Source organism: Pseudoclavibacter sp. JAI123, from assembly GCF_013409665.1.
GTDB lineage: Bacteria > Actinomycetota > Actinomycetes > Actinomycetales > Microbacteriaceae > Pseudoclavibacter.
This window is the reverse complement of record NZ_JACCCM010000001.1, coordinates 379692-399330: the sequence shown is the minus strand read 5'-3', so window position 1 is coordinate 399330 and position 19639 is coordinate 379692. Positions and strand designations below refer to the sequence as shown.

The following is a 19639-nucleotide window of genomic DNA, read 5'->3' as shown; positions in this document are numbered from 1 at the left end:
ATGCTCGTTGGCTCATCAACCTGCTTCTGGCTCACTCTTGCGCCTGGGGGCAGGGCGCCGCCGCCGGGCCCCCGTTGCCGCACCGGGCCAGGCGCTGGGGCCGGGGCCAAGGCGCTTCGGTCAGGGCGAGGGCGCAGACTTGGCGGATGCAGACCCCCACGCCAGCTGACCGCACACCGGCGGCCGCCAGCAGTTCCCGCACTCCCCGCACACCCCGCACCTCGCTCCCGAGGACGATCGCGCGCGTCGTCCTCGGTGGGTTCCTGCTGTTTGCCGGCATCGCGCATCTGAGCTTCGCCCGCGAGGAGTTCCGGGCGCAGGTGCCGACCTGGCTGCCGCTCGATGCGGACTTCGTGGTGCTCGCATCCGGTGTCGTCGAGGTGCTGCTCGGGCTGGCGCTCATCGCGGCCTGGCGATGGCGGGTCGCGGTCGGCTTCACCGTCGCGGCGTTCTTCGTTGCCGTCTTCCCCGGCAACATCTCTCAGTACGTTACGGGGACGGATGCGTTCGGGCTCGACACCGACGCGGCCCGGCTCATCCGCCTCCCGTTCCAGGTGCTGCTCATCGGGCTGGCGATCTGGTCGACCGGCGCGTGGCGCGACCGTCGCGAACTGCTCGAGCCGTTCCGCCGGGGACGGATGCTCTAGATTTCTCCTATGACAGATCCCGGCAGCGCAGCCTCGCCCGCCACCGGAAACTCCGGGGTCGCCCCGCTGCTCGTGCTCGGCAAGATCACGGACATCCTCGATAGCTTCACGCTCGAGTCGCCGTCGCTGTCACTCGCGGAGATCAGGTCGAGGACCGGGCTCCCGACCTCGACCACGCAGCGTCTCGTCACGAACCTCGTCGCGCAGGGCTTCCTCGACCGCGACGACGATCGCTTCCGGATCGGGCTGAAGATGGCGTACTGGTCGGCGCCTGCCGTGCGAGGCATCAAGGCCATCGACCTGCTCGCGCCATTGCTCCGCGAGCTGCGACAGGCGACCGGGGAAAGCGCGACGCTGTTCAGGGCGGACGACGACTACCGCGTCTGCATCGCCGTCGACGAGACCCGCCACGAGCTGAAGCAGGATGTGCACGTCGGCAAGGTCGCGCCGCTCACGGTCGGTTCCGCGGGACGGGTCCTTCTCGCCTGGAACGATGACCTGCGCGAGAGCGTCCTCGCCCGCCCCATCCCGGACCTCGCGGCGAGCACCATCACCGACCCGGCCGAGCTGCGAGGGGTGCTCGATCAGACGCGACGGGACGGGTTCGCGATCACGCGCAACGAGCGCATCGACGGGCTCGTCGGCCTTGCGGCCCCGGTGTTCGAGCCGAGCGGGCGGGTGCGCATGGCCATGGGCGTGAGCGGGCCCGCCGCGCGCATCAAGCCGCACATGCTCGAGGAGTGGGCCCCGATGCTCGTCGAGACGGCCGAACGCGCGACTCGCCTGATCGGCGGGCGCGCCCCCGCCACCGGCTGACAGCGGGCGCTCGGCTGGCAGCCGTCAGAGCGAGGCCGGCACGACCCATTCGAACGCGGGAGCCTTCGAACGGGCGCCCTGCCTCGCCTTGGAACGGTTGGGCTCGCCGAGGTCGTCGAGCAGCGCCTCCGACTCGCGGACGATCTGGGCGAACGCCGCCGGGGTGAGCCACTCGGGGCGCATCGCGAAGAGCAGGTCCTCCGTGGCCGTGTTGCCGCTGGCACCCGGAGCGAAGGGGCAGCCGCCGAGGCCGCCCAGCGCCCCGTCGACGATGCTGGCCCCCGCGAGCACCGCGGCGATCGAGTTCGTGACGCCGGCACCCCACGTGTCGTGCCCGTGGAAGACGATCTCGCGCTGCGGGGTCTCGGTCGCGACCCGCGAGATGAGCGACGACACCTGCCCGGGATGCGCCTGCCCGAGGGTGTCGCAGATCACGATGTCCGCAGCACCCTCGGCGCGGGGATCGTTGGCGATCTGTATGACCCGGTCTGGGTCGACCTGCCCATCGAACGGGCATGTGAAGGAGGTGGCGAGGCACAGCTGGATGCGCCCGCCGGCCTCACGGGTGAGGGCGACGGCGTCCGGCATGGCGGCGAGGCTCGTGTCCGTGGTGCGGCCGATGTTCGCCTGGTTGTGGGCGTCGGAGACGGAGAGGCAGTACTGGAAGTTCTTCGCGCCGGCTGCCGCGGCCTTCTCGATGTGCCGCGGGGTCGCGACCCACACCCAGCTGCGCTCGAGCTCCTCCGGCGTGAGCGCCTCGATCACGTCGAGCGTGTTGGCCATGGGCGGGACGAGGTCGCCGCGCGCCATCGAGCCGATCTCGAGCTCTGGCACGCCGGCGGCGAGGAGCTCGCGAGCGAGGGCGACCTTGCGGTCCGTCGACAGCAGCTTGCCGGTGAGCTGCAGGCCGTCCCGCAGCGTGACGTCGCGCAGACGCGCGGCGGTGATCGGGTTCTGGCTCATCGTGTCTCCACCTTGCTGTTGTCGTCGAGCTGGGTCCTGTTGTCGTCGAGCTGCTCCCGCGGCGCGAGGCTGGCGTAGGCGGCGAGCACCGCCTCGGTGTCCTGGCCCAGCTGGGGCGCGAGGGTGCGGATGGGGAGGGACGCGCCGCCGAGGACCGGGACGATGCCGGGGAACCCGACCCCCTCGACCGTCTGCTCGCCGTCGGCCACGTCGAACTTCTGGATCATGTCGCGGGCCGCGTACTGCGGGCTCTCGCTGATGTCCTCCGCAGTGTAGATGGGGCCGGATGGGACGCCCGCGTCGTCGAGGATGTCGAGGACCTCGTCGGCGGGTAGCGTCGCCGTCCACGCGCCGATCGCCGCATCGAGCTCGTCGCGGCGCACCCAGCGGAGGTTGTTCGTCGCGAGCCCAGGGTCGCCGGCGAGGTCGTCGCGGCCGATGATGCCCATGAAACGCACGAAGATCGCATCCGCGTTGCCGGCGATCACGACGCTCTTCCCGTCCGCGCACACGTAGGCGTTCGTGGGGGCGATGCCCTCCATGCGCCCGCCGACCCGCTCGCGGACCACGCCGTGGGCCTGGTAGTCGGGGATGAGGGACTCCATCATCGAGAACATGGCCTCGTTGAGGGCCACGTCGATGACCCGCTCCTCGAGCGGAGCTGGCCCGAGGCCGGCACCACGGCGCTGCTCGCGCTGGAACATCGCCATCATCACGCCGTAGGCGGCGTACACGCCCGCGATGGAGTCGCCGATGGAGACGCCGACACGCACCGGGGCGCGGTCCGGGTCGCCGACGAGGTTCCTGAACCCGCCCATCGCCTCGGCGACCGCCGCGAACCCGGGTCTGCTCGAGAGCGGGCCCGTCTGCCCGAACGCGGAGATACGGCCGATGACGATGCCGGGGTTGATCTCGTCGAGCACGTCGGGACCGATGCCCCACCGCTCGATCGTGCCGGGCCGGAAGTTCTCGAGGATGACGTCGCAGTCGGCGGCGAGCGCGCGCACCGCATCCCTCCCCTCCTCCGTGCGGAGGTCGAGCGTGATCGACTTCTTGTTGCGGTTGATGGTGTGGAACAGCATCGACGTCGTCGAACCGGGGTGCAGGCGCCACGAGCGCAGCTCGTCCCCCGTTCCGGGGCGTTCGACCTTGATGACCTCGGCGCCGAAGTCGGCGAGCATCCGCCCTGCCGTGGGGGCCGCGATGAAGTTCCCGAGCTCGAGCACGCGGACTCCCTTGAGCGGGGCGATCTTGGCGTTGGTGTGCATGTCGGTCCTTTCCGGACTGGTGATCGGTCGGAGCGTGCGGGTCAGATGAAGATGCTGAGGACAAGCGTCACCAGCAGCGCGACGATCGAGGCGACGGAGACACCGACGGTGCACGTCTTCAGTGTGCCTCGTGTCGTCTGGCCGAGCAGCGACTGGAGGAGCCAGAACGTGTTGCTCGTGACGTGCACGGCGAACAGGGAACCGGCACCGGCAGCGAGGGCGATGAGGATCGGGTCGAGCCCGATCACCGAGGCGATGGGAGCGAGGATGCCCGCCGCGGTGATCGCGGAGATCGTGACCGAGCCGACGGCGACGTGCAGCACGGCGGCGATGGCCCAGACGATGAGCAGTGGCGCGAAGCTGTGCGCGCCGAACGCCTGCCCGAGGATGTCGCCGAGCCCGGTCGCTGCGACCGTCGCGGCGAGCGAGCCGCCGACGCCCGTGAGGATGAGGATCTGGCCGCTCTCTCGGAAGCCCGCGACGACCGACTTCTCGACCGCCTTGCCGCCGACCGTGAGCCTGCCGATGACGCTCGTGCCGAGCACGGCGATGAGCAGGGCGAAGACCGGGTCGGTGATGAGGACCAGCGCGTCGATCTCGATGCCGGCGATCTGCAGGATCGCGCCGGTGGCGATGAGCGCCAGGCAGAGCAGCAGCGGGGAGAAGAGCAGGATCAGCTTGGGCTCGGAGGTGGTGGTGCGCTCGGCGACCGCGACGCCGCGGGGCACACCGCCGACCTTGCTGAGTCGGTCGCCGACGGGGATGTTCTCGGTCTTGAGCGGTCCGACGGGCTCGGGGGAACCGTCGATGCTGTCGTCCGCCGCGTCTTCCCCTTCGACGGGCTGCGTCTCGTCGAGCTTCTCCTTCCAGAAGCCGATGCGGAACAGCAGCGTCATGATGAAGATCGAGATGACGATGGTCGGCACGATCACGATGAGCCCGAAGAGCAGCATCTGCCCGAGCGGCACGCCGAGCACGCCGGCGAGCGCGAGGGCGGCGACGCCAGGCACCATGAAGACGATGCCGCACTCGAGGCCGATGGCGAGGGCGGTCGCGATGCGCGGTGTGCCGTGCTTGCCGATGAGCGGCGCCATCTTGCGGGCCAGCGGCGCGGAGATGACGAGGAGCACGTCGAGGAAGATCGACTGGAGCACGGTGCCGATCGTGAGCCCCATCGCATACGGCAGCCCCTTGGGGCCGAAGATGCGCAGCAGGTGCGAGACGAGCCGCTGGATGGCGTTCATCTCGCTGAGCATCGAGCCGAGCAGCACGCCGAAGGTGATGAGGAGGCCGACCTCTGCCATGATCTCGCCGAAGCCGCCGGTGATGGTCCCGATCGTGTCGGTCGGCGAGTTCCCCGTCGCGAGCCCGAGGTAGAGGGAGCCGATGACCAGCGCGACCGCCGGATTCATGCGGAAGCGGGTGATGAGCACGACGACGCCGAGGATGGCGATCGCGGTGTGGATGATGGTGATGATCTCTGACGTCATTGTCGTCCAATCGAGGTTCTGGTCTCGCGCGGTGCCCCGGCCGGGTCGAGGCGGAGCGGATGAGGGCTTGGCCTGGGTCCGCGTCTGGCTTACATTATGTGCATGAACTCATTATGTAAGCAAGAGTCCACATCGTGATCCAGGAACCGAGGGTCAGCATCTCGGTGCCGACACCGGCACTCGCAGCGGACATCGCGCAGCTCGACCTCGCCGACCGCGTGGAGTGCATCACCTGGGACCTGACGACGCCGTCACCCTCTGCGCACATCGAGCTCGTGGTCCTCCCCTACCAGCAGGACCCCCGCCTCGTTGCGAACCTCGGGGCAACGACAACCCAGCTCGTCCAGGCGCAGACCATCGGCTACGAGGACATCGTCGCGCACCTGCCGCCCGGGCACACGGTCGCCAACGCGCGCTCAGTGCACGAGGCCTCGACGGCGGAGCTCGCGCTCGGCCTCGCGCTCGCCTCGCTGCGACGCTTCCCGGAGTACTCGATCGCGGCCCAGGGCGGGCGGTGGCAGCAGCTCCCCGGTCAGAGCCTCGCCGACCGCACCGTCGCCATCGTGGGCTACGGCGGCGTCGGTCAGGCCATCGAGAAGCGCCTCGACGGCTTCGAGGCGCGAGTGCTCCGCTTCGCGCGCACCGCACGCGCCGGCGGCCCGGGCGGAGCGCGCCTCGTGCATCCCATCTCGAGCCTGCGTGGCCTGCTGCCGGAGATCGACGTCGTGATCCTCACGGTTCCCCTCACGGAAGAGACCAGGCACCTCGTCGACGACGCCTTCCTCGCGGCCATGCGACCCGGCGCGCTGCTCGTGAACGTCGCGCGGGGCCCGGTCGTCGACACGGACGCGCTCGTCCGCGCGCTCGAGACCGGCCACATCCGCGCCGCCCTCGACGTCACCGACCCGGAGCCGCTGCCCCCAGAGCACCCGCTGTGGGGGCTCGAGGGAGTGCTCATCACGCCGCACGTCGGGGGCGCCTCCTCGGCCATGCACCCTCGAATGGTCGCGCTCATCGAACGGCAGCTCCGTGCGCTCCTGAACGGGGAGACGCCCGAGAACATCGTGGCGTCGAGATGACGCGCAGCTGACCGCCCAGCGCCGCGACGGCTCCGCCCCTACCGCCAGCGCGGCGCGAGGAAGCCGAGCGCGACGAGCTCGCGCACGTCGGGGACGAGGCTCTCCCGCAGCGCCTCTTCGTCGACGTCGACGAGCGAGGCGATGGCGGTCACGATCTGCGAGCCGACCAGCTCGCCGTCGCACACCGACACGAAACCCGTGAGCTCGGTCGACATCGACATCGTGCGGCGGAACCCGGCGCCCTGGCGGAGCATGATGATGCTCGGGTCCTCGTCGCCCGGCCGCGAGTGACGCTCCTCGGTGACGTCGCCCGCGACCACCAGCGGCTCGTCGAACAGCTCGGCGTCGTCGAGCCCGCGCAGCCAGGTGATGGCCTCGAAGCCGTCGCGGATGTGCTCGGCGAGCGGGTGCCCGAGGGCGTGCGTGAGGTGCTCGAAGCGGCGAAGCGGACCGCCGACGGCCCCCTCGTGCGTGCGGCGGAGGAAGAACATGCCCATGCCGATGCGCTCGACGTCGCGGCTCGCGAAGTCCTGCAGGTAGCGGCGGAACGCGTGCTGCCAGCTCGACAGCTCGGCGTTCTCGGCCGCGTCCTTCAGCCACATGTCGGCGTACTCGACGGGCGTCGCGTCCTCGCGCTGCACGACCCACAGGTCGACGTCGCTCGCCGGCCACGTCTCGAGGCGCGCGTGCCAGTTCGCGTCGCCCTCGCGCACCTCCCAGTTGCCGAGCATGCACGCGACTCCACCGGGCGCGAGCACCGTGCCGAGCTCGCGGACGAGCCCCTCGACGATGCTGTCGCCAGGCTTGCCGCCATCGCGGTACGTGTACTGGTCGCTGCCCTCCTCACCCTCGCGGCGGGGAGTGATGACAAACGGCGGGTTCGAGACGAACAGGTCGAACTGCTCGCCGGCGACGGGCTCGAGCATGTTGCCGAGGCGCAGGCTCACGCGGTCGTCGAGGCCGCCTGGCGCGATGCCGAGGGCCGCGGCGTTGAGCAGCAGGTTGAACTTCGCGAATGCGAGGGCGCGCTCGGAGATGTCGGTCGCCACGACGTGGCGCGTGTGCGCGAGCAGGTGCATCGTCTGCACCCCCATGCCGACACCGAGGTCGAGCGCGCGGGCCACCGGCTCGCGCGGGGTGAGCTGCGCGAGCAGGGTCGTCGCCGGCCCGATGCCAACGACGTGGTCGCGGCGAAGCGGCTGGTCGCGGCCGAGCTGCACCCCACCGAGGTCGGAGGCGACCCACATCTCGACGTCGCCGTTCACACCCTCGCTCGCGTACGGGCGCACATCGACAAGCGCGGTCACGAGCTCGTCGGCGAGCTCCTCGCCGCTCGCATCCCCCGGCGCCACACGCGGCAGGCGTTCGACGAGCCGGGCCGCCAGCAGCTCTTCGAGGGCCGGCACGTCGCCCACCTCCACTGGCTCGGCGAGCACGAACAGGCGGATGAGCGCTGCGAGCGCGTCGTCTGGCTCACGCGACAGCGCGAACGAGGCGGGCTCGAGCAGGTCCCGGTGCAGCGCATCCGCCGCCTCCGCGCCGAGGCGCGACTCGACGCCGTCGACCGTGAAGCCGACCTCGGCGAACGTCACCGCGAGCGCGCGGAGGAGCGCCTCGTCGGTGCTGTCGGGAGCGTCGCTCGGGTCGTCGAAGGTGAAGGCGTCTCGAGAAGAGGCTGAGCTGGCATGGCGCGCGTGGGAAGTCACCCGTCAATTATGCGGATGCGCGCCGACCCACGCGCGCGACGCCCGACCAGCCGAGTCGCGCGACTCCCAGGCAGCGGGGTCCCTGAGCTCGGCGAGCGCCTCGATGGTGCGGATGCGCACCTCGACGTCGTGCGTCGTGGCGGCCAGGAGCACTTCGTCCGCACCCGTCCGCTCGACGAGCCGATCGATGCCGTCCGCCACCATCTCGGGCGTCCCGACCAGTTGCGTGCCGGTCGTCGCGTCGAAGAGCGAGCGGTCCTGCATGCGCGCGGCGTACGCGGCGGCCCCTTCCGGGGTGAGGACCCGCGTGGGCCTCCCGAAGCGGATCTGGTGCATCGCGGCGCGGCTCGGGAGCGCGAGGCGAGTGGCCTCCTCGACGGTGTCGGCGGAGATCGCGGAGACCGACACCATGAAGTGCGGCTCTGCCAGCACCGGAGACGGCACGAAATGCTCGCGGTAGTGGTCTGCCGCGGCCTTAGGGTCGGCGTGCATCGCGAAGTGGTGGGCGAAGGTGTACGGCAGACCGAAGGCGGCGGCGAGCTCGGCCCCGTAGAGGCTCGAGCCGAGCAGCCAGATCTCAGGGTGGGTGGCGGCGCCCGGCGTCACGCGGAGACGGTTGAGCACCTCGCGATCGTGCTCGTCGCGCACATCGCCGAGGAATCCCATCAGCTCGAGCACGTCGTTCGGGAACTCGTCGACGCGGTCACGCGACAGATCGCGGCGCAGGGCGGCGGCCGTGAACGGGTCGGTGCCGGGGGCACGCCCCAATCCGAGGTCGATGCGCCCGGGGTAGACGGACTCGAGGGCCGCGAACTGCTCGGCGACCACGAAGGGGGCGTGGTTGGGCAGCATCACGCCACCCGACCCGAGGCGGATTCGGCTGGTCCCCGCTCCGAGGGCCGCCAGCAGCACCGGAGGGGTAGTCGAGGCGACGAGCTCCGTGTTGTGGTGCTCGGCGACCCAGTACCGGTGATACCCCAGCTCGTCGGCACGCTGCACGAGGCGACGTGATGCGGCGATCGCGTCGGCGCTCGTCTGCCCCTCGGAGACCGGGATGAGGTCGAGCACGGAGAGCTTGGTCGTTCCTGGCATGGCAAGGGCAACGTGCGCCATCCCGCCGCTATTCCTGGATGGCTTCGGCAGCCTCCAGGGGAGAACTCCCCGTCACCTGGGTTTTCGGCCAGTTCGCGGCCTGACTGTCGGTGGCCCTGCGTAGCATGACCAAGGACGGCATACCCAGCGTGCCGAAGGAGACCCCATGATTCGACATCGTCGCCGACCGCGGGCGCTGCTCGCGAGCATCGGCGCGCTTGCCGCGGTCGTGTTGCTCGCGGGGTGCTCCGTGAGCGCAACTGCCGTCCCGTCTGCCAACGGCTACGACGCGGTGGACGCCCCCATTGAGGGGGGAACGGTCAGCCTGCGCGACTCGTTCGAGTCGTCGCCCCAGGAGTCCCACGACTTCTGGTCGGACCCCGACATGTTCAAGAACGCCGAGGGCTTCGACTACACCTCTCCAGACAACGGCATCACGGTGGGCGTCGGCGACCCCGCGACGGGCGCGTTCGTGGCTCCGACGGCGGCGGTGCCCGCAGCGGAGTCGCCGAACGGCTACGGCGACGTCACCGAGGCTGTGCCGTTCGACCGGGCCGGGCTCGGCGCATCCACCTTCGGTCGCCTCTACATGTCGTTCGCGAGCGGCCTCGCCGTCTGCTCGGCGACGGTCGTGAACTCGGGTGAGCGCAACATCGTCGTCACCGCGGCGCACTGCCTCGTCGACTTCGAGAGCAACAAGGCCGTCGCGACCAACGTCGTCTTCATCCCCGGCGACCGCGGCGACGGCGCCGAGCAGCCGTACGGGCGCTGGGCGGCCACCGACTACAGCATCCCGCAGCACTTCCTCGACAACGCCAACTACGGCGACCAGGGCGTGTACGGCGACGGATGGAACAACGACTTCGCGTTCCTGGTCATGGAGGAGAAGGACGGGCAACGCATCCAGGACGTGACGGGCGGCCAGGGCATCGCGTTCGGCGTGCCCGCCAAGGCGATCACGCAGGTCGGCTACCCGAGCGCGAGCCCCTACGACGGGTCGGAGGAGTACATGTGCGCCTCCAGCCAGTGGAAGGAAGGCTCGGCAGGTGGCTACACGCACATGTGCAGCATGACGCCGGGAGGATCCGGCGGGGCCTGGCTCGTCTACTACGACAAGGTCGTCGGCGCCGGTTACGTCGCCGCGACGTCGTCGACCGTCCTCTCGTCCGCGAATCCCCCGTTCCGCTGGGAGGGTTCGGTGCTCGGCCAGACCGCACTCTCGCTGTACGACGAGCTCGGGGGGTCCTGATGCGCACGCAGCGGCTGGTGGCGGGCGCGACGGCGCTGCTCGTCGGGCTGGTGCTGACGGGATGCGCGACGACGACGCCCACGGCGGTCGCGAACCACGAGGCGAAACTCGAGTACCACGCCGACACGGGCGCTGAGCTGCTCGGCGACTCGCTCGTCGAGGGTCTCGCCGGGGTCGAGAACTTCTCGGCGACCGCCTACACGCACGGCAAGGCCTCGACGGGGGCGACGCTCAGCACGCAGCACGAGACGACCGTGGTCGGCGCGTCCTACGTCACGAAGGAATCGACGGCCGAGCCGGGAACCTCGATCGACGAGGTCCACATGGCCGGCAGCGGGTTCACGTACTACCTCTTCGGCAGCGCCTACACGACGGTCGTGGCGACGCCGTGGGCTCGGCTGCCGATGGGCGACCTCGACCGGGCGAACGACCCTCAGCGCACGTGCATCCTCGGCACCGTCATCTTCATGTGCAATCTCGTCGAGGCGTGGCAGCTCTCGAAGGAGAGCAACGGCGAGGAGCTGCCCGAGAAGCTCGAGGTCTCCGCTGACGGCAGCAAGCACTTCACGTCCGCGGTCACCTTCGACTCCCTGGAAGCGGCGGGGCTGTACACGCTGGGCGACGACCTGCGCTCGCAGTTGAGCGACGACGAGCTCGGCACGCTCCTCCCCCTGCACGTGTGGGTGGGCACCGACGGCATCATCCAGAAGATCGAGGTCAACGGCACGATGGACGCGGCCTCCCTCGACGTGGAGGTGCAGTTCGGCTTCGAGATCACGGGAACGCCGACTGCCGACGATCTGCCGGACGACCCGGCGTCGCTCGCGCCGCAGTACGTGACGAACGTCACCGCAGACCAGGCCAGTGCCTTCTGGGATGCCATCGGAAACGCAAGGACCGGCTAGGGGTTGGCCGGGCTCATGAACGCAGCAGCAAGCAAGCTGGAGGCAGCACGATGACCTTCCCACCGCAGGGCGGCCCGCAGCGGCCGTACGATCCGCGCAACCCAGGCGACCCGCGGAACCAGCAGGACCCTCGCACCCAAGAGGGCCCTCGCACCCAAGACCCTGGGCAGGGTCGGCCGAACGGGCAGGACGCTGCAACCGGGCACGGGGCGCCCAACCCCCAGACCCCACAGCAGGGCCAGTACGGGCAGCAGCCGCAACAGAATCAGCACGGCTCGTACGGTTCCGGACAGCACGGCCAGCACGGCGCGACCAGCACTGCGGGGCCGGGCCGGGGCAACGAGCAGGGCCGGCCCGACCAGCAGTACTCACAGCCAGGTCAGCAGTATCCGCAGCCCGGGTACTCGGCCGCTTCGGCCATGCCTCCCGGCGGCGCGGGCACGGGAACTGCGACCGGCGCGGGCTCCGGGACCGGCTACGGCGAGAACTCGGGCTACGGCGTACCCTCGGCGACTAACTCCGGCTACGGCGCACCGTCGGCGACGAGCTCCGGCTACGCCACACCGAACACGGGGTACGGCGTTCCTGGCGGTGGATACGGCTCCTCGAACGGAGCTCCGTCAGCCGGGATTCCTCCGGCTCAGGGCTTTGGCTATCAGCAGCCGACGGGTTACCCGACGCCAGGGGCCCCCGGTTCCGGCTTCGCTGCGGCCGGCCCCACTCCGAACGGCAAGCCGCGCCGCAACTCACGACTGCTGCTCATCCTCGCGATCCCGGCGGCGGCGCTCATCGCGGGTCTCGGCGGCTATTTCATCGGGGAGAGCAACGGCAGTGTTCTTGCGGCGGAGCCGTTGCAGGCGGAGGTGACTCGCGTGCTGCAGGACGACTTCGGGCTCGTGGAAGTCAGCGATGTCAACTGCCCGGAGCAGGTGAAGGCCGACCAGGGTTCCGAGTTCCAGTGCACGTTCACCTACGCGGAGCAGGACCAGTCGGTGACCGTCACCGTTTCCTCCGCCGACGGCCAGGTCGTCGTTGGCGCGCCCGAGTAACCGCCGCCGGTCAGGCGTCCCAGTACGCGCGAAACGCGCTGGCGACGTCCTCGCGCGGAACGCCGTGCCGCTTCGCGCTCGCCACAGTCGCCCGAACCTGCGCGGCGACGTCCCCCGGGAGCAGGGCGCCTGACTCGGCGACCCGCGTTCCGGCCCGCCCGCGCGAGACGACGAGCCCTTCCTGTTCGAGCATTTTGTACGCTTTCGCGGCTGTCCCAAGGGCGACGTCGAGATCGATCACTGTCTGCCGCACCGTCGGCAGCTTGTCTCCAGCACCCAAGAGGCCCGAGACGATGAGCCCTTTGAAGTACTGGTAGATCTGCTCAGCTGAACGGATGCCGTCGGTCGACGGAGACCTCATTGAGTCATGCGCATCCGCGCGCCCAGTCACTGACCAACCTCGGTGACTGGCTGAGCCGTACCGCGGGAGGCAGGCAGCCCTCGACGGGCGATCAGCGACGGAAGCCACCCGATCGTGCCTCCGATCAGAACGAACGTCAGCCCAATCGGGCGCATCAGCGCCGCCAGAGCAAGCAAGACGCGGCTCAGCGCTTCGAATTCCCCGCCGATAGGGAGTGAGTCGATGCTCTCTGTGCTCATGAAGCCCCAAGGCAGCCCGGCATTGCCGATATCGCGAAGAGCGATCGCAGTCGTCAGGAGTACAGATCCGGTGAGCAGCATGGTGATCGAGGATGCAAGAGAGGAACGCACTCGGGACTCACTCGCAGCGGTCTCAGGGCGGCGATACGGACGCAACGCGTTTTCGCGCAGCACGACCCAGACTGCGATGACAAGCAGTCCCGAGATCACGAGCACGGGCGCACTGTACGACCAGCCGAAGTAATCCATCCCCTCTTCCTGCAGCGCTCGACTGTCGCCGTAGATCTCGTAACCTCTGGTCCGCAAGAGACGGAAGGCCCCGTCAGCGGCCTGCGAAGATTGCATCCCCGCAAGGATGGAGACGCTCGCGAGCGAGCCAAGTGCCACCGACGCGCACCACAGCGCGCTCCGGCTGCTGAAGGTCGACCAGTCTCGGGCCGCGCTCGGAGGAACTCGCACCTCGACATCGCGCCGGGCTCGCCTCAGCACCACTGCAGCACTGATGAGAGGCACGAGCAGAGCAGCGGGTGGTCCGACGTATCGCCACCAGATGAAGTTCGTCGTCCAATCAGGATTCACGAACAACGTCGCTGCCAGGTCGCGAACCAGTTCCTGAGCCAGGAACACGAGGACCGCGCCGATCGCCAGCATGAGAAACACGATCCGGTCCCTCATCGACACCGCATCGACGTTGCTGTCGCGCCCCACCGCTCGCACTCGCATCGCCAAGATGGCCAGTGCGGCGACGACGGATGCAACCCAACCGTGCGCGTAGAGGACGGACCAAGGATCCGAAATCGCGACGTGTAGCCATGCTGGCATATTGCCCCCCTCGTTTGTTCCACTCAAACGTAACGAATTACGTGTCGTTAATGTAGAACAAAACCCGACTGTGCGCAACGCATGTCCAACATCAGTGCGAAATTGGCCCTGATAGTCCCGCTAGAGCCTCCAAGACGAGATATTGCACTGAAGCTGGACAGGACTTGCGCAGCGCTACGCGTTCCCGTTCGGCCCGACGATCGGCAGCGCGACGCCATCGACGAGCAGCTCGCACTCGGGGCGGTCGGCCACCGCGACCGCGACGCGCGACGCGAGGTGCTCCGGCATGGCGGGGAGCGCATCCACCGGGAACCAGGCGACGTCCACCGACTCGTCGTCACCGACGGCAGCCTCGCCGGAGACCCACGTGCACCGGAAGACGAGGTCGCAGTACTGCGCCCGGTCGCCCGTCGCGTGGACGATCTTCGGCGAGACGCTCAACCGCACGAGCCGGTCGACGCGCACCTCGACCATCGCCTCCTCGAGGCTCTCCCGCACGGCGGCTGTCGCGGGATGCTCACCGGGGTCGACGATGCCCGTCACGGGACTCCACACCCCGTTGTCGGAGCGGCGAACCAGCAGCACCTCCTCGTCGGCGGGCACAGCCTCGCCAGCCGGCCGAGATCCTTCGACCGGCGACAGGTCACCCGCGCGTGCACGCGGGCGGATGATGACGGCGGTCGAACCGGCAAGCCAGAGCGGATGCTCCGGCCCGATCTTGGCACGCAGGTCGGCGACGAATTCAGGAATCGGCATGGGGCCTATCCAACCGCAACACCGAAGATGAGGCCCAGCACGTAGGTGACGGCGGCCGCTCCGTAGCCGATGAGCAGCTGGCGACCCGCGCGGCGCCACGGCGGGCCGCCCGAGAGCACGCCGACGATGGCGCCGGTCGTGAGCAGCGCGACGCCGACGACGATCGCGGAGACGATGACGGCCGTCAGCCCGCTCATGCCGAAGATGTAGGGCAGCACCGGCAGGAGTGCGCCGGCGGCGAAGAAGCCGAAGCTCGAGAGCGCCGCTGTCCACGCGGTGCCGAGCTCTTCGTGCTCCTCATCGGCTGCCTGCAGGGCGATGGGGCCCGAGGCGGGGTCGGCTCCCTGCAGCGCGAACACGCGATGCGCGTACCTGCGCGCCTCGGCCTCGTCCATGCCCCGCGCCCGGTACACGAGCTCCAGCTCGTTCGCGTTGACGTCGAGACGCTGAATGGTCTGCGGCGTGTCAGGGCTGGGCGTGGATGCCTGCAGCAGTTCGCGCTGCGACCGCACCGACACGTACTCTCCGGCGGCCATGGAGAGGGCGCCGGCGAGCAGCCCGGAGAGGCCGGTCGCGAGGATGATGACGGTCGGGGCGCCGGTCGCGCCGATGCCGAGCACCAGGGCCAGGTTCGAGACCAGGCCGTCGTTCGCTCCGAACACGGCAGCCCTGAACATGCCAGACATGCGGGACCGGCTGCGCATCGCGAGCCCGCGCACGACCTCCTCGTGGATGCGCTCGTCGGCGGCCATCTCCGGCGTCGCATCCGCTTCCCGCTCGTACGGGGACCTCGACTCGGCCCGCTGGATGAGGGCAAGCACGAACAGGGAGCCGAAGCGGCGAGCGAACCACCCGAAGAGGCGCGTGCCGAGGTGGGCGCGGACGCCGCCGTCGCCGGCAGGGCCGAGCAGCCGCAGCCAGTGCTCCTCGTGGCGCACTTCGGCGTTCGCGAGGCCGAGGAGGATCTCCCTCTCCTCACCTTCGCGTTTCGCGGCGAGGTCCCGGTAGACGGAACCCTCGGCGCGTTCGTCGGCGAGGTAGCGGCGCCAGCGGCGGATGTCCGCCGAGGTGGGTTCCCGCGTGAGATCCCCGGTCCCCGGGACTGGCGGTGGTGTCTGTGGCATGGCCGTGCATCCTTCGTGCGGATGCCTCGAGCCCTGTGGAGCACGGGCATCGTTGGCAACGTTCAGCCAACGCTACGCGCGCGCCTCCTGGTTTCCGCAACCTCGCGGAGATGTTCGGCGCACCTGAGCGGGGCTCAGGGTCACTGCCCGGGGGCGCCGGCCTCGGTCACGGAGACGTCCGCGCGCGTGAAGTTCATGAAGGAGCGGGATGCGGTCGGTCCGCGCTGCCCGAGGTACCTGGAGCTGTAGATCGCTGACCCGTAGGGGTGCTCCGCGGCGCTGGAAAGCTGGAAGAAGCACAGCTGCCCGATCTTCATCCCTGGCCAGAGCTTGATCGGCAGGGTCGCGACGTTGGAGAGCTCCAGGGTGACGTGTCCGGTGAAGCCGGGGTCGATGAAGCCGGCCGTGGAGTGCGTGAGGAGTCCGAGGCGGCCAAGCGAGCTCTTGCCTTCGAGGCGCGCGGCGACGTCGTCGCCGAGGGTGACGCGTTCGAACGTGGAGGCGAGGACGAACTCCCCCGGATGCAGGACGAACGGCTCGTCGGGTTTCGACTCCACGAGCCGGGTCAGCTCTGGCTGTTCCTCCGACGGGTCGATGAACGGGTACCGGTGGTTGTCGAACAGCCGGAAGTACCGGTCGAGGCGCACGTCGATGCTCGAAGGCTGGATGAGCCCCGGCTCGTACGGCTCAAGGCCGATGCGGCCAGTCTCGACGCCCTGTTTGATGTCCCGATCGCTGAGAAGCACGTCGCCAGCCTAGTTGCTCGTCGGAAGCCGACGGCTAGGCTCAGCCCGTGAGCAGAAACGTGTGGACCGTCATCGGGGTTGTCGTGGCCGTCGTCATCGCGTGGTGGCTTGTCGATGTGCTCTTCCACCTGGCGTGGATGGTGGCCCGCCTGAGCATCGTCGCGGTGGTCGCTGTCATCGTGTTCTTCGTGATCCGGGCCCTCGTCACAAAACGCGACTGACGCCGACCGGGCGCCCTTGCGGCCTCGAAGCGGCGTGCATGTACGATGGTCGAGTCCGCAGGCCGAGTGCCGGCGGGTGCGCGGATGTAGTTCAATGGTAGAACTTCAGCTTCCCAAGCTGATAGCGCGGGTTCGATTCCCGTCATCCGCTCCACGAAGAAGGCCAGGCCGGATGCAGTTCGCATTCCGACCTGGCCTCGTTGGTTTCCGGGAGACAGCCGCTCGTGAGGTCAGCTCTCGCCGCGACCGGTCTCGTGCTGCAGCCGGTCGATGTGCTCCGACGCCTCCGCCTTCGTGATGTCCGCAGGGATCTCCTCGCCCGCCTCGCGAGCGAGCGTGTCGAGGTAGCTGCGCTGCGCACCGGTCATCGGCTCATCGCCGGTGACCCACGTCGACGGGTCCTTCTCGGTACCGTTCTCTCCAGGCTCGGTCGCGCCGAGCATTTCACCTTCATGTGTCTCTGCCATGTCCGCGACAGTAGGCGGCGCTCCTGGCTGGCGGCCCGACGGATGCTGGGAATATGTGTTCGAATCCGGGCGACCAGCGCACCTCGGGGTGCTAGGAATCAGAAGTCGGCGATCACGATCTTCTTCATCTGCATCATGCGCTCGTACCCCCTGGCCTCGCCATCAGCTCGCCCATGTTCGCGGGCACGATCTGCCAGCTGACACCGAACTTGTCCACCAGCCATCCGCACTGCTCCGCTTCGGGTACGGCGGTGAGTGCATCCCAGTAGCGGTCGATCTCGGCCTGGTCGGAGCAGTCGACCTCGAGCGAGACACCGCAGTCGAAGCCGAACTCCTGTCCGGCACCGTTGTCCATGGCGGCGAACCACTGCCCCGCAAGCTGGAAGTCGGCGTACATGATCGCCCCGGCCACGGCCGGGCCTGACGGAGCCGGATACTCGGCGACGGTGCCGATACGGGACTCCGGGAACAGGGATACGTAGAGGTCGATGGCCTCGCGCGCCCTGTTCTGCGCTTCGCGACCGAACATGAGGCTCGGGACGATGAATGGACGAGGCTCGTCAGCCGTGCTCAGCCCGTCGGGGTCGACGAGCATGAGCTGCCAGCTCACGCCGTACCGGTCTTCGATCCAGCCATAGTGCGGACTGAACGGGTACTCCTGCAACGGCATGAGGGCCTTGCCACCCTCGCTGAGCCCTGCCCAGACCCGGTCGATCTCCTCGCGTGCCGACGCCGCGTCTCCACCGAGCACGCGGGGGTCGAAGTTGAGCATGAACGAGATCGACGGATTGGGCCTGAACTGGTCGCCCGCGTTGATGAGCGTGAACCGGTACTCGTCGATCTCCACGCCCACGACGAGGGGGAGGCCGGCGAACTCCTTCTGGAAGTCGAGGAGGTCGGTCTCGGGATACCTGGCTTCCACTGACGTCGTCGTCTTCGGGAAGATGGAAGCGTAGAACTCGCCCGCTTCCTCGGCGTTCTTGTTGAACCAGAGGTTCGGGATGATCTTCTGCATGACTCGCTACTCCTGCACGCGTCGGTGGTTCCGGGCCCAGTCGAACCCACTGGCAAAGTTACTCCCGACTACCGACATTGGCCGCGCGCCCGGACTCCGGGTCGGAGCGAACATCCAGACTGCGCCTACTGCAATCCCGCCGTGAGCCGCGCGAGGTTGTCGAGCACGGTCGAGCGCATCGGCTGCTTGCGCCACTCGAACATGGTGAGCTCGCGCGAATGCTCGCGGTAGTCCTGCTGCACCTCGCGGAGATCCTCGACGAAGTCGGCGCTGCGCACCATGAGCGACACCTCGAAGTTGAGGGAGAACGAGCGCATGTCCATGTTCGACGACCCGATGACCGCGACCTCGTCGTCGATCGTGAAGTGCTTGGCGTGCAGGATCGTCGGCGACTTGTACATCCAGATGCGCACCCCCGCGAGCAGCAGCGCCTCGTAGTAGGAGCGCTGCGCGTGGTAGACCATCGCCTGGTCGCCGATCTCGGAGACGAACAGCTCGACGACCACACCGCGCGCGGTTGCAGTGGTGATCGCGTACAGCATCGACTCGTCTGGAACGAAGTAGGGGCTCGTGATGATGATCGACTTCTGGGCGACGTAGAGCAGATTGAGGAAGAGACGGAGGTTGTTCTCGCTGGGGTAGCCGGGACCGCTCGGCACGATCTGGCAGTCCATCCGCGCTTCCTGCGGCATGGTTTCGACGTCGGTGAGGTCCTCGGGGATGATCGTGCCCGATTCCGAGTACCAGTCGGTGATGAAGACGGCGCTGACGGCGTGCACGGCCGGACCCTCGAGGCGCACCATGAGGTCGTGCCAGTGGAGCCCGCGGCGGATGTTGCCGCGCTTGTTGTATGTGGAGTCGACGACGTTCTGCGAGCCGAGGTACGCGGAGTTGCCGTCGACGATGAGCAGCTTCCTGTGGTTGCGCAGGTCGGGCCGCTGGTACTCGCCGCGCCACGGACGCACCGGCAGCATGTAGTGCCACTCGGCGCCTGCCCGCTCGAGGGCCTTGAGGCGGGACAGCGTGTGCTTGCGGTACCCGGGCACTCGGATGGACGCGATGTGGTCGAGCAGGATGCGCACGCTCACGCCGCGGGCGGCTGCCCGGTCGAGGGCATCGAAGATGGGGAGGGTGGTGTGGTCGCAGGCGAGGATGTAGAACTCGATGTGCACCCACTTCTCGGCCGTGTCGATCTCGGCGGCCATCGCCAGGATCGTCTCCTCGTAGCCTCCCTGCAGCACCACCTCGTTGTCGCTGATGAGCGGCATCGCCGTGTACGTGCGGTTGAGGGCGACGACGGAGTCGAACCACGGCGGGTCGGTGTGCTCGGTTGGTTCGACCTCCACGCTCGAGACGGCCATGTTGATGAAGGTGGTGACCTCCTGCTGGCGCTCCATGCGCTTGGCGGGGAGGCGGAAGCTGCCGAGCAGGAGGAAGGCGACGACACCGACGTACGGGATGAGGAAGATGGCCATGAGCCAGGCGATGCCGACGCTCGGCTTGCGGTTGCGGGGCACGACGATGATCGCGATGACGCGGATGATCAGGTCGATGATCGCGAAGATGAAGCCGGCGCTGATCGTGATGTGCGGAATCTCGGCCATCTGGTCTCCTCGGGGTACTA

Annotated in this window: 20 protein-coding genes and 1 tRNA gene; 8 read left to right on the top strand and 13 right to left on the bottom strand. The window is 68.8% G+C overall.

Annotated features, from left to right (window positions below; translation table 11 throughout):
• Positions 1-146 precede the first annotated feature (146 nt).
• Both HDC34_RS01955 and HDC34_RS01950 read left to right on the top strand, forming a co-directional pair.
• Positions 147-647, top strand: coding sequence for a hypothetical protein (locus tag HDC34_RS01955; RefSeq protein ID WP_257023055.1), 501 nt, complete (start codon positions 147-149; stop codon positions 645-647).
• Between the two features lie 9 nt (positions 648-656).
• Positions 657-1463 carry an IclR family transcriptional regulator gene (locus HDC34_RS01950; RefSeq protein WP_179555620.1) on the top strand — a complete coding sequence of 269 codons (807 nt, stop codon included), beginning with the start codon at positions 657-659 and terminating at the stop codon, positions 1461-1463.
• A gap of 24 nt (positions 1464-1487) precedes the next feature.
• Here HDC34_RS01950 and HDC34_RS01945 read toward each other — a convergent pair whose 3' ends face one another.
• From HDC34_RS01945 to HDC34_RS01935, 3 genes are read right to left on the bottom strand one after another with little or no spacing between them, the layout of a single operon-like run.
• Positions 1488-2426, bottom strand: a complete 939-nt coding sequence (locus tag HDC34_RS01945) for a hydroxymethylglutaryl-CoA lyase (RefSeq protein ID WP_179555619.1) — start codon at positions 2424-2426, stop codon at positions 1488-1490.
• Entirely contained in the window at positions 2423-3694 is a 1272-nt protein-coding gene (locus tag HDC34_RS01940) for a CaiB/BaiF CoA-transferase family protein (protein WP_179555618.1), read from the bottom strand. Before HDC34_RS01940 ends, HDC34_RS01945 begins: the two co-directional genes overlap by 4 nt.
• A 41-nt stretch (positions 3695-3735) precedes the next feature.
• The gene (locus HDC34_RS01935) at positions 3736-5184 is read right to left on the bottom strand and encodes a GntP family permease (protein WP_179555617.1); all 1449 of its coding nucleotides are present in this window, start codon (positions 5182-5184) and stop codon (positions 3736-3738) included.
• A 134-nt stretch (positions 5185-5318) separates the two neighbouring features.
• Here HDC34_RS01935 and HDC34_RS01930 point away from each other — a divergent pair, with 134 nt between their 5' ends.
• Entirely contained in the window at positions 5319-6263 is a 945-nt protein-coding gene (locus tag HDC34_RS01930; RefSeq protein ID WP_308807230.1) for a 2-hydroxyacid dehydrogenase, read from the top strand.
• Between the two features lie 38 nt (positions 6264-6301).
• Here HDC34_RS01930 and HDC34_RS01925 read toward each other — a convergent pair whose 3' ends face one another.
• Positions 6302-7969 carry a methyltransferase gene (locus HDC34_RS01925; RefSeq protein ID WP_179555616.1) on the bottom strand — a complete coding sequence of 556 codons (1668 nt, stop codon included), beginning with the start codon at positions 7967-7969 and terminating at the stop codon, positions 6302-6304.
• Positions 7970-7972: 3 nt separating this feature from the next.
• Positions 7973-9061 (bottom strand): LLM class flavin-dependent oxidoreductase, encoded by a 1089-nt coding sequence (locus tag HDC34_RS01920; protein ID WP_179555615.1) that lies wholly within the window; start codon positions 9059-9061, stop codon positions 7973-7975.
• A 166-nt stretch (positions 9062-9227) separates the two neighbouring features.
• On the opposite strand from HDC34_RS01920, the gene HDC34_RS01915 reads away from it, so the two are divergent.
• From HDC34_RS01915 to HDC34_RS01905, 3 genes are read left to right on the top strand one after another with little or no spacing between them, the layout of a single operon-like run.
• On the top strand, positions 9228-10310 hold the full coding sequence (locus tag HDC34_RS01915) for a serine protease (RefSeq protein ID WP_179555614.1): 1083 nt from the start codon (positions 9228-9230) through the stop codon (positions 10308-10310).
• Positions 10310-11215, top strand: a complete 906-nt coding sequence (locus HDC34_RS01910) for a hypothetical protein (RefSeq protein WP_179555613.1) — start codon at positions 10310-10312, stop codon at positions 11213-11215. Before HDC34_RS01915 ends, HDC34_RS01910 begins: the two co-directional genes overlap by 1 nt.
• 50 nt (positions 11216-11265) lie before the next feature.
• The gene (locus HDC34_RS01905) at positions 11266-12264 is read left to right on the top strand and encodes a DUF4333 domain-containing protein (RefSeq protein ID WP_179555612.1); all 999 of its coding nucleotides are present in this window, start codon (positions 11266-11268) and stop codon (positions 12262-12264) included.
• Between the two features lie 10 nt (positions 12265-12274).
• On the opposite strand, the gene HDC34_RS01900 is transcribed toward HDC34_RS01905, so the two are convergent.
• The 5 genes from HDC34_RS01900 to dcd all read right to left on the bottom strand — a co-directional run bounded on the left by HDC34_RS01900 (position 12275) and on the right by dcd (position 16312).
• The gene (locus HDC34_RS01900; protein ID WP_179555611.1) at positions 12275-12625 is read right to left on the bottom strand and encodes a GntR family transcriptional regulator; all 351 of its coding nucleotides are present in this window, start codon (positions 12623-12625) and stop codon (positions 12275-12277) included.
• 26 nt (positions 12626-12651) lie between these two features.
• Positions 12652-13686 (bottom strand): hypothetical protein, encoded by a 1035-nt coding sequence (locus HDC34_RS01895; protein WP_179555610.1) that lies wholly within the window; start codon positions 13684-13686, stop codon positions 12652-12654.
• A gap of 174 nt (positions 13687-13860) precedes the next feature.
• Positions 13861-14442 (bottom strand): NUDIX domain-containing protein, encoded by a 582-nt coding sequence (locus HDC34_RS01890; RefSeq protein ID WP_179555609.1) that lies wholly within the window; start codon positions 14440-14442, stop codon positions 13861-13863.
• Between the two features lie 5 nt (positions 14443-14447).
• Entirely contained in the window at positions 14448-15566 is a 1119-nt protein-coding gene (locus tag HDC34_RS01885) for a VIT1/CCC1 transporter family protein (protein WP_179555608.1), read from the bottom strand.
• 140 nt (positions 15567-15706) lie between these two features.
• The gene (dcd, locus tag HDC34_RS01880) at positions 15707-16312 is read right to left on the bottom strand and encodes a dCTP deaminase (protein WP_104254259.1); all 606 of its coding nucleotides are present in this window, start codon (positions 16310-16312) and stop codon (positions 15707-15709) included.
• A gap of 47 nt (positions 16313-16359) precedes the next feature.
• On the opposite strand from dcd, the gene HDC34_RS01875 reads away from it, so the two are divergent.
• Both HDC34_RS01875 and HDC34_RS01870 read left to right on the top strand, forming a co-directional pair.
• Positions 16360-16533 carry a hypothetical protein gene (locus HDC34_RS01875; RefSeq protein ID WP_167516542.1) on the top strand — a complete coding sequence of 58 codons (174 nt, stop codon included), beginning with the start codon at positions 16360-16362 and terminating at the stop codon, positions 16531-16533.
• 80 nt (positions 16534-16613) lie between these two features.
• Positions 16614-16687 (top strand) — tRNA-Gly (locus HDC34_RS01870).
• A 76-nt stretch (positions 16688-16763) separates the two neighbouring features.
• On the opposite strand, the gene HDC34_RS01865 is transcribed toward HDC34_RS01870, so the two are convergent.
• The 3 genes from HDC34_RS01865 to cls all read right to left on the bottom strand — a co-directional run bounded on the left by HDC34_RS01865 (position 16764) and on the right by cls (position 19619).
• The gene (locus HDC34_RS01865; RefSeq protein WP_104254270.1) at positions 16764-17000 is read right to left on the bottom strand and encodes a DUF3072 domain-containing protein; all 237 of its coding nucleotides are present in this window, start codon (positions 16998-17000) and stop codon (positions 16764-16766) included.
• Positions 17001-17133: 133 nt separating this feature from the next.
• Positions 17134-18015, bottom strand: coding sequence for a VOC family protein (locus tag HDC34_RS01860; protein WP_306455444.1), 882 nt, complete (start codon positions 18013-18015; stop codon positions 17134-17136).
• Positions 18016-18140: 125 nt separating this feature from the next.
• Positions 18141-19619, bottom strand: a complete 1479-nt coding sequence (cls, locus tag HDC34_RS01855; RefSeq protein ID WP_104313227.1) for a cardiolipin synthase — start codon at positions 19617-19619, stop codon at positions 18141-18143.
• Positions 19620-19639 lie beyond the last annotated feature (20 nt).

Bases quoted from the DNA above. Each gene is read 5' to 3' on its own strand.
- HDC34_RS01900 (WP_179555611.1), bottom strand. From the start codon at position 12,625: ATGAGGTCTCCGTCGACCGACGGCATCCGTTCAGCTGAGCAGATCTAC.
- HDC34_RS01920 (WP_179555615.1), bottom strand. From the start codon at position 9,061: ATGCCAGGAACGACCAAGCTCTCCGTGCTCGACCTCATCCCGGTCTCC.
- HDC34_RS01940 (WP_179555618.1), bottom strand. From the start codon at position 3,694: ATGCACACCAACGCCAAGATCGCCCCGCTCAAGGGAGTCCGCGTGCTC.
- HDC34_RS01860 (WP_306455444.1), bottom strand. From the start codon at position 18,015: ATGCAGAAGATCATCCCGAACCTCTGGTTCAACAAGAACGCCGAGGAA.
- HDC34_RS01910 (WP_179555613.1), top strand. From the start codon at position 10,310: ATGCGCACGCAGCGGCTGGTGGCGGGCGCGACGGCGCTGCTCGTCGGG.
- HDC34_RS01885 (WP_179555608.1), bottom strand. From the start codon at position 15,566: ATGCCACAGACACCACCGCCAGTCCCGGGGACCGGGGATCTCACGCGG.
- HDC34_RS01915 (WP_179555614.1), top strand. From the start codon at position 9,228: ATGATTCGACATCGTCGCCGACCGCGGGCGCTGCTCGCGAGCATCGGC.
- HDC34_RS01950 (WP_179555620.1), top strand. From the start codon at position 657: ATGACAGATCCCGGCAGCGCAGCCTCGCCCGCCACCGGAAACTCCGGG.
- HDC34_RS01945 (WP_179555619.1), bottom strand. From the start codon at position 2,426: ATGAGCCAGAACCCGATCACCGCCGCGCGTCTGCGCGACGTCACGCTG.
- HDC34_RS01890 (WP_179555609.1), bottom strand. From the start codon at position 14,442: ATGCCGATTCCTGAATTCGTCGCCGACCTGCGTGCCAAGATCGGGCCG.
- HDC34_RS01905 (WP_179555612.1), top strand. From the start codon at position 11,266: ATGACCTTCCCACCGCAGGGCGGCCCGCAGCGGCCGTACGATCCGCGC.
- HDC34_RS01865 (WP_104254270.1), bottom strand. From the start codon at position 17,000: ATGGCAGAGACACATGAAGGTGAAATGCTCGGCGCGACCGAGCCTGGA.
- HDC34_RS01895 (WP_179555610.1), bottom strand. From the start codon at position 13,686: ATGCCAGCATGGCTACACGTCGCGATTTCGGATCCTTGGTCCGTCCTC.
- cls (WP_104313227.1), bottom strand. From the start codon at position 19,619: ATGGCCGAGATTCCGCACATCACGATCAGCGCCGGCTTCATCTTCGCG.
- HDC34_RS01935 (WP_179555617.1), bottom strand. From the start codon at position 5,184: ATGACGTCAGAGATCATCACCATCATCCACACCGCGATCGCCATCCTC.
- HDC34_RS01955 (WP_257023055.1), top strand. From the start codon at position 147: ATGCAGACCCCCACGCCAGCTGACCGCACACCGGCGGCCGCCAGCAGT.